This window comes from Bradyrhizobium sp. 33ap4 (assembly GCF_032654765.1).
GTDB classification, from domain to species: Bacteria; Pseudomonadota; Alphaproteobacteria; order Rhizobiales; family Xanthobacteraceae; genus Bradyrhizobium; species Bradyrhizobium australafricanum.
On sequence record NZ_JAUMTJ010000063.1, the window covers coordinates 12,154 to 25,472 of the forward strand.

The 13,319-nt window shown below is 64.0% G+C and carries 10 protein-coding genes and 2 pseudogenes; 4 read left to right on the top strand and 8 right to left on the bottom strand.

Translation table 11 applies throughout. From position 1 onward, the window contains the following. Positions 1-105: 105 nt before the first annotated feature. The 3 genes from leuS (at position 106) to holA (ending at position 4,434) form a co-directional block, all read left to right on the top strand. On the top strand, positions 106-2,742 hold the full coding sequence (leuS, locus tag Q2M23_RS35175; protein WP_316398483.1) for a leucine--tRNA ligase: 2,637 nt from the start codon (positions 106-108) through the stop codon (positions 2,740-2,742). Next, positions 2,729-3,286: an LPS assembly lipoprotein LptE gene (gene lptE / locus Q2M23_RS35180; protein WP_316398484.1), complete on the top strand. Its 558-nt coding sequence runs from the start codon at positions 2,729-2,731 to the stop codon at positions 3,284-3,286. Before leuS ends, lptE begins: the two co-directional genes overlap by 14 nt. A gap of 116 nt (positions 3,287-3,402) precedes the next feature. Then, positions 3,403-4,434 carry a DNA polymerase III subunit delta gene (gene holA, locus Q2M23_RS35185; RefSeq protein WP_316398485.1) on the top strand — a complete coding sequence of 344 codons (1,032 nt, stop codon included), beginning with the start codon at positions 3,403-3,405 and terminating at the stop codon, positions 4,432-4,434. Between the two features lie 107 nt (positions 4,435-4,541). Here holA and Q2M23_RS35190 read toward each other — a convergent pair whose 3' ends face one another. The 6 genes and pseudogenes from Q2M23_RS35190 to mnmE all read right to left on the bottom strand — a co-directional run bounded on the left by Q2M23_RS35190 (position 4,542) and on the right by mnmE (position 10,710). Further along, complete coding sequence (locus Q2M23_RS35190; protein WP_229190427.1) at positions 4,542-5,432, bottom strand: ParB/RepB/Spo0J family partition protein; 891 nt, start codon at positions 5,430-5,432, stop codon at positions 4,542-4,544. Between the two features lie 144 nt (positions 5,433-5,576). Further along, a complete protein-coding gene (locus tag Q2M23_RS35195) occupies positions 5,577-6,428 on the bottom strand; it encodes a ParA family protein (protein WP_028335813.1) in 852 nt (283 codons plus the stop codon). A 31-nt stretch (positions 6,429-6,459) separates the two neighbouring features. Further along, a pseudogene (locus tag Q2M23_RS44185) lies at positions 6,460-6,666 on the bottom strand (16S rRNA (guanine(527)-N(7))-methyltransferase RsmG); the annotation flags it as partial. 77 nt (positions 6,667-6,743) lie between these two features. Continuing rightward, positions 6,744-7,131: pseudogene (locus Q2M23_RS44190) on the bottom strand (16S rRNA (guanine(527)-N(7))-methyltransferase RsmG); the annotation flags it as partial. A gap of 136 nt (positions 7,132-7,267) precedes the next feature. Further along, positions 7,268-9,151, bottom strand: coding sequence for a tRNA uridine-5-carboxymethylaminomethyl(34) synthesis enzyme MnmG (gene mnmG, locus Q2M23_RS35205; RefSeq protein ID WP_316398486.1), 1,884 nt, complete (start codon positions 9,149-9,151; stop codon positions 7,268-7,270). A 233-nt stretch (positions 9,152-9,384) separates the two neighbouring features. Then, positions 9,385-10,710 carry a tRNA uridine-5-carboxymethylaminomethyl(34) synthesis GTPase MnmE gene (gene mnmE, locus Q2M23_RS35210; RefSeq protein WP_316398487.1) on the bottom strand — a complete coding sequence of 442 codons (1,326 nt, stop codon included), beginning with the start codon at positions 10,708-10,710 and terminating at the stop codon, positions 9,385-9,387. Here mnmE and Q2M23_RS35215 point away from each other — a divergent pair. Continuing rightward, complete coding sequence (locus Q2M23_RS35215; protein WP_316398504.1) at positions 10,610-10,870, top strand: hypothetical protein; 261 nt, start codon at positions 10,610-10,612, stop codon at positions 10,868-10,870. The two genes, mnmE and Q2M23_RS35215, sit on opposite strands and share 101 nt — an antisense overlap. Positions 10,871-11,010: 140 nt before the next feature. Here Q2M23_RS35215 and rho read toward each other — a convergent pair whose 3' ends face one another. Continuing rightward, the gene (gene rho, locus Q2M23_RS35220) at positions 11,011-12,276 is read right to left on the bottom strand and encodes a transcription termination factor Rho (RefSeq protein ID WP_021078151.1); all 1,266 of its coding nucleotides are present in this window, start codon (positions 12,274-12,276) and stop codon (positions 11,011-11,013) included. Between the two features lie 252 nt (positions 12,277-12,528). After that, a complete protein-coding gene (gene hemJ / locus Q2M23_RS35225; RefSeq protein ID WP_057020433.1) occupies positions 12,529-12,951 on the bottom strand; it encodes a protoporphyrinogen oxidase HemJ in 423 nt (140 codons plus the stop codon). Between the last annotated feature and the right edge of the window lie 368 nt (positions 12,952-13,319).

Here is a 13,319-nt window from a genome sequence, read left to right on the forward strand (position 1 = left end):
GGAGGCCCCAAGCCGTTGACCGCGCAGGCGCTTTTGTGGCCTAGTCCGCCGTCCCCGGACGGGACCCGAAAACCACCCAAAGCCACCCAAAATCCTTGCGATTTCATGACCGCCGAACGCTACAACGCCCGTGAATCCGAGCCCCGCTGGCAGCGCCTGTGGGACGAAAAGGCGATCTTCGCCTCCAAGAACGACGATCCGCGGCCGAAATACTACGTGCTCGAGATGTTCCCCTATCCGTCGGGGCGCATCCATATCGGCCATGTCCGCAACTACACGCTCGGCGACGTGCTGGCCCGCTTCATGCGCGCCAGGGGCTACAACGTGCTGCACCCGATGGGCTGGGACGCGTTCGGCCTGCCGGCGGAGAATGCCGCGATCGAGCGCAAGGTGGCGCCGAAGGCCTGGACCTACGACAACATCGCCGCGATGAAGAAACAGCTGCGGTCGATCGGGCTGTCGCTCGACTGGTCGCGCGAGTTCGCGACCTGCGACCCCGGCTACTACAAGCATCAGCAGAAGATGTTTTTGGACATGCTGCGCGCCGGCCTCGCCGAGCGCGAGAAGCGCAAGCTGAACTGGGATCCGGTCGACATGACCGTGCTCGCCAACGAGCAGGTGATCGACGGCCGTGGCTGGCGCTCGGGCGCCGTCGTCGAGCAGCGCGAGATGAGCCAGTGGGTCTTCAAGATCACGAAGTACTCGCAGGAGCTCCTGGAAGCGCTGGATGGTCTCGACCGCTGGCCCGACAAGGTGCGGCTGATGCAGCGCAACTGGATCGGCCGCTCCGAGGGCCTGTTGATCCGCTTTGCACTGGATGCGGCGACCACGCCGGCCGGCGAGAGCGAGCTGAAGATCTTCACCACGCGGCCGGACACGCTGTTCGGCGCCAAGTTCATGGCGATCTCGGCGGATCATCCGCTGGCGGTAGCGGCTGCCGCGAAGAACCCGAAGCTCGCGGAGTTCATCGCCGACATCAAGAAGATCGGCACCGCGCAGTCGATCATCGACACCGCAGAAAAGCAGGGTTTCGACACCGGCATCAAGGCGGTGCATCCGTTCGATCCGAGCTGGAAGCTGCCGGTCTATGTCGCGAACTTCGTGCTGATGGAATACGGCACCGGCGCGATCTTCGGCTGCCCGGCGCACGACCAGCGCGACCTCGACTTCGTCAACAAGTACAATCTCGGCAATGTGCCGGTGGTCTGCCCCGAGGGCCAGGACCCGAAGACGTTCGTCATCACCGACGTCGCCTATGACGGCGACGGCCGCATGATCAATTCGCGCTTCCTCGACGGCATGACGATCGAAGCGGCCAAGGAAGAGGTCGCCAAGCGGCTGGAAAGCGAAGTCCGCGGTAATGCGCCGGTCGGCGAGCGGCAGGTGAATTTCCGCCTGCGCGACTGGGGCATTTCGCGCCAGCGCTACTGGGGCTGCCCGATCCCGGTGATCCACTGCCCGAAATGCGACGTGGTGCCGGTGCCCGACGACCAGCTGCCGGTGACGCTGCCGGAGGATGTCAGCTTCGACAAGCCGGGCAACGCGCTCGACCATCACCCGACCTGGAAGCACGTCAGCTGCCCGAAGTGCGGGGCCAAGGCCGTGCGCGAGACCGACACGATGGACACCTTCGTGGACTCGTCCTGGTATTTCGCGCGCTTCACCGACCCGTGGAACGAGACCGCGCCGACCACGCCTGCGGTCGCCAACCGGATGATGCCGGTCGATCAGTATATCGGCGGCGTCGAGCACGCGATTCTGCATCTGCTCTACAGCCGCTTCTTCACCCGCGCGATGAAGGCCACCGGCCACGTCGACATGAGCGAGCCGTTCGCCGGCATGTTCACCCAGGGCATGGTGGTGCACGAGACCTACCAGAAGGCCGACGGCAGCTGGGTCACGCCGGCCGAGGTGAAGATCGAGGTTGGCGGCAACGGCCGCCGCGCGGTGCTGATGGCGACCGGCGAGGACGTCGCGATCGGCCCGATCGAGAAGATGTCGAAGTCGAAGAAGAACACCGTCGACCCCGACGACATCATCGCGAGCTACGGCGCCGACGTCGCGCGCTGGTTCATGCTGTCGGACTCGCCGCCGGACCGCGACGTGATCTGGAGCGACGAGCGCGTGCAGGGTGCCTCACGCTTCGTGCAGCGGCTGTGGCGGCTGGTGAACGAATCGGCCGAAATCGCCAGGACGGCGCCGGCGGCCCGGCCAGCCACGTTCGGGCCCGAGGCGCTGGCGCTGCGCAAGGCGGCCCATGGCGCGCTCGACAAGGTGTCGTCCGGCATCGAGCGGCTGCATTTCAACGTGTGTCTCGCGCATATCCGCGAGTTCGCCAATGCGCTGTCCGAGGTGCTGGCGAAAGGCGACAAGCCGGCACCGGACCTAGCTCCAGATGTTTCTTGGGCCGTCAAGGAGGCGGCGACCATCCTGGTGCAGCTGTTTTCGCCGATGATGCCGCATCTGGCCGAGGAGTGCTGGGTGGTTCTGGGCCAGACCGGGCTGGTTTCCGAGGCCGATTGGCCGCAAATCGAGCGCGATTTGCTGGTCGAAGACAGCGTGACCCTGGTCGTCCAGGTCAACGGTAAAAAACGAGGTGATGTTACCGTGCCACGGGCGGCCCAAAATGCGGATATAGAGGCTGCCGTTTTGGCGCTCGATGCGGTAAAAGCCGCCTTGGGCGGCAATCCCGTCCGCAAGGTGATCGTGGTGCCCATGAGGATCGTCAATGTTGTCGGCTAGGATCAGGATCGCCGCCCGGCTCGTGGCCGTGGCCTCCTTGGCCGCACTGACGGCCGGATGCTTCCAGCCGATGTATGCCGAGCGCACCCTCGACGGCCAGTCGTCCGCGCTGCGCGAAAAGCTGATGGGCGTCGAGGTTCCGCCGGTCGACAAGCCGAACGCCTCGCGCGAGGCCCGGGTCGGCGTCGAGGTCCGCAACGCCCTCGCCTTCAAGCTCTACGGCACCGCCACCGGCATGCCGCCGACGCATCGGCTGGTGCTGCGCTTCAACACCAGCCGCTCCTCGCTGATGATCGATCCGGCCACCGCGCTGCCGACCAGCGAGAACTACGCCATCGACGCCCAGTTCAACCTGATCGAGATCGCGTCGAACAAGTCTGTGATGACCGGCACCACGTTCTCGCGCGTGTCCTATGATATGCCCGGCTCGTACCAGCGCTTCGCCCGCGCCCGCGCCTTCCGCGACGCCGAGGACCGCGCCGCGCAGGAGATCGCCGACAACATCCAGACCCGCCTCGCCTCCTTCTTCTCCACCGGAACCTGAGGCGGGAGGTCATTCCGGTGCGCGCCACTGGCGCGAACCCGGGATCTGGAGATGATGGATCGAGATTCCGGGTTCGCCTCTGACGAGGCGCCCCGGAATGACAGTTTAAAGGCGAGATGGTCGCGCTTCGCGGAAAAGAGATCGACAGCTTCCTCGCCCGGCCTGACGCCGGCCGTCCGATGATCCTGCTGTACGGCCCGGACCTCGGGCTGGTGCGCGAGCGTGCCGACGCGCTGATGGCCTCCGCGGTCGACGATCCCAACGATCCATTCTCGCTGGTGCGGCTCGATGGCGACGAGCTCGCCGCCGAGCCGTCGCGGCTGGTCGACGAGGCCATGACGGTGCCGCTGTTCGGCGGCCGCCGCGCCATCCGCGTCCGCGCCGGCTCGCGCAACTTCTCGAGTGGCGTCGAGACGCTGACCGAGACCACGGCGCTCAGGGATTGCCGCATCGTGATCGAGGCCGGCGAGCTCAGGCCGGAATCGCCGCTGCGCAAGATCTGCGAGCGCGCCAAGAATGCGGTGGCGATCGGCTGTTATCCCGACACCGAGCGCGATCTCACCAAGCTGATCGAGGACGAGCTGCGCGCATCGAATCTGCGGCTCGCACAGGATGCGCGCGCGGTACTGATGTCGCTGCTCGGCGGCGACCGCATGGCTTCGCGCAACGAGCTGCGCAAGCTGGCGCTGTTCGCGCACGGCAAGGGCGAGATCACGCTCGAGGACGTCATGACCGTGGTGTCCGACGCCTCCGAGCTGAAGCTCGACCCGATCGTCGACGGCGCCTTCGCCGGCAACGCCGCGCTGGTCGAGAGCGAGTTCACCAAGGCAATGGTCGCCGGCACCTATCCCGGCGTGATCATCTCGGCCGCGCAGCGCCAGGCGGCATGGCTGCACAAATCAGCGCTCGCGATCGCGGACGGCACGCCGGCGTCAGCCGTGCTCGAAGGCGGATTCCCGCGGCTGCACTTCTCGCGCAAACCCGCGGTCGAGATCGCGCTGCGCAATTTCACGCCGCCACGGCTGGTGAACGTGATCGATCAGCTCGCCACCGCGGCACTCGACATGCGCAAGCAGGCCTCGCTCGCCGCCGTGATCGCGCAGCGCGCGCTGCTCTCGATCGCGGCGAATGCGAAGCGGCGGGGGTAAATTGAAGAAGTCATTCCGGGGCATGCGAAGCATGAACCCGGAATCCAGAGATGTTGAAAAAGAGATTCCGGGTTCGCGCTGACGCGGGCCCCGGAATGACGAAACCGCTAGCCGCCCTCCAGCCGCCGCACCACTTCGTCGAGCTGCTCGAGGTTGCGGTAGCTGATCTGGACGGTGCCGCCGGGATCGCGATGGCTGACGGTGACGGCAAGGCCGAGCGCATCGCTGACGCGCTTCTCGAGCGCCAGCGTGTCGGCATCCTTGTCGACCTTGGCCGCGCTGCCGCTGCGCGCCTTCTGCGGCTTGCGCTCCGGCACGCCCTCCTCATGCGCCAGTGCCTCGGCCTGGCGAACGTTGAGACCCTCGGCGACGATGCGCTTCGCTGCAGCGAGCGGATCCGGCACGCCGATCAGCGCGCGGGCGTGGCCGGCGGAGAGATCGCCCTTCGAGATCAGCGCCTGCACCTCAGGCGGCAGCTTGGTCAGCCGCATCATGTTGGCGACATGGCTGCGGCTCTTGCCGACGATCTTGGCGATCTCTTCCTGGCTGCGTTTGAACTCGTCGGCGAGTGCGTGATAGCCCTGCGCCTCTTCCATCGCATTGAGGTCTTCGCGCTGGACGTTCTCGATGATCATGATCTCGAGCGCGTCGGAATCAGAGACCTCGACCGGCACGATCGGCACTTCGTGCAGGCCGGCGAGTTGCGAGGCGCGCCAGCGGCGCTCGCCGGCGATGATCTCGTAGCGGTCCTGCGCGCCCTTGATCGCACGCACCACGATCGGCTGGATCACGCCGCGCTGCCTGATCGAATCGGCAAGCTCGCCGAGCTCGGTGTCGGCGAAGGTGCGCCGCGGGTTACGCGGGTTGGCCTTGAGGAATTCGATCGGCACCTTGCGCTGGTTGCGCGGCCGCTCGACATGCGCGGCCGCCTCGCCGCCGACATCTCCGATCAGGCTTGCCAGCCCGCGCCCCAGTCGCGAACGCGCTTCATCGGCCATTGTTGCGAGCTCCCTTGGATTCACACGCAGTACTCCAGACTTGAATTTCAAAAGAAACGTAGGATGGGTAGAGCGAAGCGAAACCCATCGCGGCTCGCAATGAGAGTGATGGGTTTCGCTTCGCTCTACCCATCCTACGCAACATCAATGCGTGCGCAGCTCGCGCTCGCGCTGGATCACTTCGGTGGCGAGCTTGAGATACGCATCGCTGCCGGCACATTTGAGGTCGTAGACCAGAACCGGCTTGCCGTAGGACGGCGCCTCGGAGATGCGCACGTTGCGCGGGATCATGGTGTCGTAGACCTTGTCGCCCATGAACTGGCGCACGTCGGCAACGACCTGGTTGGAGAGGTTGTTGCGCGAGTCGAACATGGTCAGCACGATGCCGTGGATCGACAGGTTCGGATTGAGCGTCGAGCGCACCTGCTCCACGGTCTGCAGCAATTGCGACAGACCTTCGAGCGCAAAGAACTCGCATTGCAGCGGCACCAGGATCGCGTCCGACGCCGCCATCGCATTCACCGTGAGCAAATTGAGCGAGGGCGGGCAGTCGATCAGCACGTAGGTGTAGTCGGCTTCCGGCGAGACATTGTTGTTCAATCCTGCGATCGCATCGCGCAGCCGGAACGCGCGGCCCGGCGTGGTGCCGAGCTCGAGCTCGAGGCCGGAGAGGTCCATGGTGGAAGCCGCGATGTGCAGCCGCGGCACCGCGGTCGCGACCACGGCATCGCGCAGCGGCGCTTCGCCGATCAGGACGTCGTAGGTCGAGCAGCTGCGGTTGCGGCGATCGATGCCGAGGCCGGTCGAGGCGTTGCCCTGCGGATCGAGATCGACGATCAGGACGCGCTCGCCAATCGCAGCGAGTGCGGTCCCAAGATTGATCGCTGTGGTGGTCTTGCCGACGCCGCCCTTCTGGTTGGCGAGCGACAGGATGCGCGGATGGCCAGGCGGCTGGGACGCCTTATCCTCTTGATAAACCTCGTCCATCACAGTCATACCAAAATACCATTTGCTCTCGCGGAGTCCCCTAGCGCCGCTCGATTGACCCGAGTTCGACGATCCAGCCCTGTCCGCCGGTCCGGCTGGAGTGTAGCTTTGGCTCAATAATCCAATATTTAGTGGCCTCGGTCAATTCGGCCTCTACATCTTGACCCTTCAAAAACAGCGCCTTGGCGCCCTTTTTGACCCACGGCTCCGCAAAGCCGATGAGTTGATGTAACGGAGCCAGCGCCCGCGTCGGATCGTAGCCATGTCGTTCTGTGAGCCAAGGAGTTGAGTGTTATAGTTGTCTTCCTAAGACCGCTTGGCCTCCGACTTAGCCCGTCACCCGTATCGCCTCGCGCAAGAATGCCGCCTTCTTGGCGATTCGCTCAACCAAATGAATCGACGCGCCCGGGGTCTCGGCCAGCGCGCAGGCCAGCACGACACCGGGGAAGCCGCCGCCGCTGCCGAGATCGACCCACGACTTCGCCGTCGGCGCCAGACTCAGGAGCTGCAGCGAATCGGAGACGTGGCGGGTCCAGAGGGTCGGCAGCGTCGATGGCGCGACGAGATTGGTCTTGGCCTGCCACGCCAGGAGGAGGGCGACGTAGCGGTCGAGCCGCGCCTCTGTTTCACGTGAAACAGGCGTCAGCGCGAGCGCCGCGGCCTTGTCCTTGGCGGAGACACTGAGTTCGGCGGATTGCGAAATTGAAGCCATTCTCTGGAATGCCGGTCGAGCTCGTCGTTGCGAGCGAAGCGAAGCAATCCGTAGTGCCGCGTGAGGAAGCGATGGATTGCTTCGTCGCTTCCGCTCCTCGCAATGACGAGGGCCGCCTGCCGTTTCACGTGAAACGTCAGGCAGAGGCCTTCGCAGTCTTCCGTCGCGCCTCGCGCCGCAGATAGGCCGCCAGGATACCCAATGCCGCCGGCGTCATGCCGTCGATCCGGCCCGCCTGCCCGACCGTCCGCGGCTGCGCCTTCTGCAGCTTGACGCGCGCTTCGTTCGAAAGACCGGGAACATCGGCATAGTCGACGTCGGTCAGAACCAGACCCTCGTCACGCCGGAACGCATCGACATCGGCGGTCTGGCGCTTCAGATAGACATCGTATTTGGCATCGATCTCGAGATGCACCGCGATCGCAGGGTCAATGGCCGACAGCTCCGGCCAGATGGCCCGGACCGCGGGCCACTCGATCTCGGGGTATGCCAGCAACTCGAAGGCCGACCGGCGGTGGCCGTCGCGATTGAGCGCGAGCCCGTGCTTGGCGGCCTCATTCGGCGTAATCGCGAGCGATTTCGCCAGCCGCTTGGCCGCCTCCAGCGCCGCCATCTTGGTCCGATGGCGCTCGGCGCGCGCCGTTCCGACGCATCCGAGCGCAATGCCCTTGTCGGTCAGGCGCTGGTCGGCATTGTCAGCACGCAGCGTCAGCCGATATTCGGCGCGCGAAGTGAACATGCGATACGGCTCGGTGATCCCGCGGGTCACGAGATCGTCGATCATCACGCCGAGATAGCCGTCGGCGCGGTCGAACACGATCGGATCTGCACTGCCGGCAGCGAGCGCGGCATTGAGTCCGGCGACAACACCCTGCCCCGCGGCCTCCTCATAGCCCGTGGTGCCATTGATCTGGCCGGCCAGGAAAAGCCCGCGCAGACGCTTGGTCTGCAGGGTCGGATCGAGCTCGCGCGGGTCGACGTGGTCGTATTCGATCGCATAGCCCGGCCGGACCATCTTGACCCGCTCAAGGCCCGGGATGCTGGCGAGGATCGCAAGCTGGACCTCTTCCGGCAGCGAGGTCGAGATGCCGTTCGGATAGACCGTGGTGTCGTCGAGCCCTTCCGGCTCCAGGAAGATCTGATGACCGTCGCGGTCGCCGAAGCGGACGATCTTGTCCTCGATCGAGGGGCAATAGCGCGGTCCGGAGCTCTTGATCTGGCCGGAATACATCGGCGAGCGATGCACATTGGCCCGGATCACCTCATGGGCCGCCGGCGTGGTCCGGGTGATGCCGCACGGGATCTGCGGGGTCGTAATCCGGTCAGTCATGACCGAAAACGGCTCCGGAGGCTCGTCTCCAGGCTGCATTTCGACCGCGGACCAGTCGATCGTGGTGCCGTCGAGGCGCGGCGGTGTCCCGGTCTTGAGCCGGCCGAGCACAAACCCTGCCCGTTCGAAGGACGCAGACAGGCCCATGGCCGGCGCCTCGCCGACCCGGCCCGCCGGCCAATTCTTCTCGCCGAGATGAATCAGACCACGCAGGAAGGTCCCGGTCGTGATGACAACCGCCCCCGCCGACAGCCGGCGGCCATCGCCCAGGCAAATGCCGGTCACGCGACCATCGACGACGACCAGTTCATCCGCCTCGCCTTCGATGATGCTGAGGTTCGCGGTCTCGGTGATCGCCGCCTGCATCGCCGCAGCGTAGAGCTTGCGGTCAGCCTGGGCCCGGGGGCCACGAACCGCTGGACCCTTCCGGCGATTCAGCATGCGAAACTGGATGCCGCCGGCGTCGGCCACCCGGCCCATCAGACCGTCCAGCGCGTCGACTTCGCGGACCAGATGGCCCTTGCCGAGCCCGCCGATGGCGGGATTGCACGACATCGCGCCGATGGTCGCGAAACGATGGGTCACCAAGGCGGTCTTTGCGCCCATCCGGGCAGAAGCGCTCGCGGCCTCGCAGCCGGCATGGCCGCCGCCGATGACGATGACGTCAAATGAGTCTGCCCTGGAAGTCATGCCGGGACTTCTATCGTGGAGTCACGAAAGCCGAAAGAACGAAGTTGGGATCGCCGCTCTGAGACCGAAGCCCGAGGCAAATATGGACTGCTTCGCCTCGCTCGCAATGACAGGCGGAACCGTTTCACGTGAAACAGTGCGGCTGTCTGACCGGCAATTGTTTCACGTGAAACAGGCCGAGGGCTCCTTAACCGGATCGAAACCACGTTTCACGTGAAACAGATGGGCGACCGCTACTTCCCGACGCAGAACTCGCGGAAGATAACATCAAGGATGTCTTCAACATCCACCCGGCCGAGCAGACGACCGAGTGAGAAAGCGGCCCGCCGGAGTTCCTCCGCCGCCAGTTCTTCGCCCTGCCCGACCACGTCGATGCTGCGCTGAAGGGATTCGACCGTCTCCTGCAACAATCCGCGCTGCCGCGTCCGACTGATCAAGCCGCCTTCGCTGGTTCCAAAATAGTCCTGAGCGAACCCGACCAGCGCGGCGATCAGCTCTGACAACCCATCACCACGAGCAGCCGAGATCCTGAATTCGGGGTAACTGCCGCCCTCACCCGCCGCGGTCCTGACCAGGTCGATCTTGTTCCGCACCAGCCAGGTCGGCGTCGCTCCGCCATGTCCCGCCTTTGCATCGCCGCTGTCGGCCAGCCACAGCACGAGGTCCGCCTCCGCGGCGCGGGCGCGGGCGCGGCGGACGCCCTCCTGCTCCACCGGGTCGTCGGTCTCGCGAATGCCGGCGGTGTCGATGACCGTCACCGGATAGCCGTCGAGGTCGAGCTGCACCTCGATCACATCGCGGGTTGTTCCGGCATGCGGCGAGACGATCGCGACCTCGCGCTTGGCAAGCTGATTGATCAGGGTCGATTTGCCGACATTCGGCGGACCCGCAATCGCGACCACGAGGCCGTCGCGCAGCCGTTCACCTTGCCCCTGCCCTGCAAGGACTTGCTTGATCTCATCATGCAGCGCGCGAATCCGCTCGAGCGCCGGCGCGATCAGCTCGGCCGGCACATCGCCTTCATCAGAGAAATCGATGCCGGCCTCAATCAGCGCCGACGCCGCGATGATCCGCTCGCGCCAGTCGCGCGCGCGGTCGCCGAGCAACCCCTTCAACTGGCGGAGCGCCTGGCGCCTTTGACGGTCGGTGTCGGCGTGGATCAGGTCGTCGAGGCCCTCGGCCTCGGTCAGGTCGAGCTTGCCGCTCTCGAAGGCCCGCCGGGTGAACTCGCCCGGCTCGGCCGGCCGCACATTGTCGAATGCCGCGATCGCATCGAACATCGCCGCCAACACCGCGCGTCCGCCATGGACATGAAATTCGGCGACGTCTTCGCCGGTGGCACTGGCCGGGCCTGGAAACCACAGCACGACCGCGTCATCGATCGGTTGATGGTTCGAATCGCGGAGCAGCGCGCGGGTCGCCAGCCGCGGCACCGGCGTCTTGCCCGCCAGTCCTGCAATGACCGACTCGGCCATTGGGCCAGACAACCTGACGATGGCGATCGCACTCGGCGGCCGCCCCGAGGATAACGCGAAAATAGTCTGGTCGCGTGGATGCATCGCCTATTTCTTCCAGCAAATCGGCAAAGGCAATGCCGCTTCGATTTCGCACGCCTTCCCGCAGAATGTTGCAGCGCAGCATCATCTGGTTTCACTGCAAACAGCCGCGCAGCAATTTTGCTGCGGGTGTCGTCAGCTAGCTCACAGAGCTACGATATAAATATAAATAAATTCAGATAGTTAAATGAAAAGTTAGTGGGGGGAGCCGCTCCCTTTATGCTGCACTTCGCTGCAGCAAATCCGCAGCATGAAAAAAGGCGCCCCGTTTGTGCGGAGCGCCTGTTCTTTTCGGCCGTGGCCTCAGGTGTTCATGGAATCGAAGAATTCCGAGTTACTCTTCGTATTGCGGAGCTTGTCGAGCAGGAAGTCGATGGCGTCCATGGTGCCCATCGGATTGAGGATGCGGCGCAGGACGTACATCTTCTTCAACACCTGCGGATCAGTGATCAGCTCCTCCTTGCGGGTGCCGGAACGGGCAATATCGATCGCCGGGAAGGTCCGCTTGTCCGAAACCTTGCGGTCGAGGATCAGTTCGGAGTTACCGGTGCCCTTGAACTCTTCGAAGATGACTTCGTCCATGCGGCTGCCGGTATCGACCAGCGCGGTCGCGATGATGGTCAGCGAACCGCCCTCCTCGATGTTGCGCGCGGCACCGAAGAAGCGCTTCGGCCGCTGCAGCGCGTTGGCGTCGACACCGCCGGTCAGCACCTTGCCGGATGACGGCACGACGGTGTTGTAGGCGCGGCCGAGGCGCGTGATCGAATCGAGCAGGATCACGACGTCGCGGCCGTGCTCGACGAGGCGCTTGGCCTTCTCGATCACCATCTCGGCGACCTGGACGTGACGCACCGCAGGCTCGTCGAAGGTCGACGACACCACCTCGCCCTTCACCGAGCGCTGCATGTCCGTAACTTCTTCCGGACGCTCGTCGATCAGCAGCACAATCAGATAGCAGTCGGGATGATTGGCGGTGATGGAGTGCGCGATGTTCTGCATCAGCACCGTTTTGCCGGTGCGCGGCGGCGCCACGATCAGCGCGCGCTGGCCCTTGCCGATCGGCGCGACGATATCGATCACGCGGGCGGAAAGGTCCTTCTTGGTGGAATCCTCGAGCTCCATGCGGAAACGCTGATTGGGAAACAGCGGCGTGAGGTTGTCGAAATTGACCTTGTGCTTCGACTTTTCCGGATCTTCGAAATTGAGCGTGTTGACTTTCAGCAGCGCGAAATAGCGTTCGCCTTCCTTCGGGCTGCGAATATGGCCTTCGATCGTGTCGCCGGTGCGCAGGCCGAAACGGCGGATCTGCGACGGCGAAACGTAGATGTCGTCGGGGCCGGGCAGGTAGTTCGCGTCGGGCGAACGAAGGAAGCCGAAGCCGTCGGACAGCACCTCGACAACGCCCTCACCGATAATGTCGGTCTCGGCGATCGCGAGCTGCTTGAGAATTGCGAACATCAGCTCCTGCTTGCGCATGGTGCTGGCATTCTCGACCCCATTCTCTTCCGCAAACGAGACGAGCTCGGCCGGCGTTTTCGATTTGAGGTCCTGGAGTTTGATTTCCCGCATTGGGGTCGTCCTGTGAGGAAGTAGGTAGGGAAGGGGTGCGAGGTGGCTCTGGAAAAAGCGGACGCCAAAGGAAGGTCCGCAGGTCTCAGCCAGGAAAGTGCCGTTTGGGCTTTCAAACCTGATGCGGCGCCGGTCCGAAAAGAACCGGAACGCGACCACATCCGCCTGCGTGGGGTGGGATAAATCCTATATAGAAAATCGATTCGTCCTTCGCAAGAAGGACTGAAGCATGCGTCTTGACCATCGTGATGTCTAGAACGGCTTCACCACCACCATGATCACGATCAGGATCATCAGAACCGTCGGCACCTCATTGATAATACGATAGAATTTCTGGGTTCGTTGATTCCGGTCGGCGGCGAAATCCTTCACGCAGCGGGACAAAAAGCCGTGGATACCCGACATGGCGAGCACCAGCGCAAATTTGACGTGAAACCAGCCGGATAGGTACCAATGTCCGGCCCAGACCAGGAAAAGCCCGGCCAGCCAGGTCACGATCATCGCGGGGTTGATGATCCCCTTCAAAAGCCGCCGCTCCATGATCTTGAAGGTCTCGGACTGCCTGGAGCCGACCTCGGCCTCGCAATGATAGACGAACAGCCGCGGCAGATAGAGCATGCCGGCCATCCACGAGATCACGGCGACGATGTGCAGGGCCTTAACCCAGGCATAGATCGGCAGGGCGTTGATCCAGTCGAACATCGCAGTGATGCCTTTCGGGGAACAGTTCGGGAGGGCTCAGCGCTGCGCGCAAGGCTTCGCCGGCGAGGGACGGATACATATCCGCACACACGGCTCTCCTAAACCTAATTAATTTTAGAATCTAAGGTTTGAGTCTTAATGGCAGTGAATTTGACTCATGCAATCCGGTCCAGCGGTTGCTGCGCGCTTGTTCACATCCCTCAACATTCCGGTCGGCGGCGGCGGATATCCGGAATCTGTCGCAGGACTCAATTGGTTGTGCGCCTCTATGGCCAGCTTATGAAGAGACAAATCCACACTGCTTCACTATCATCTCCGCCATGACGTCGACTTATCCTTTT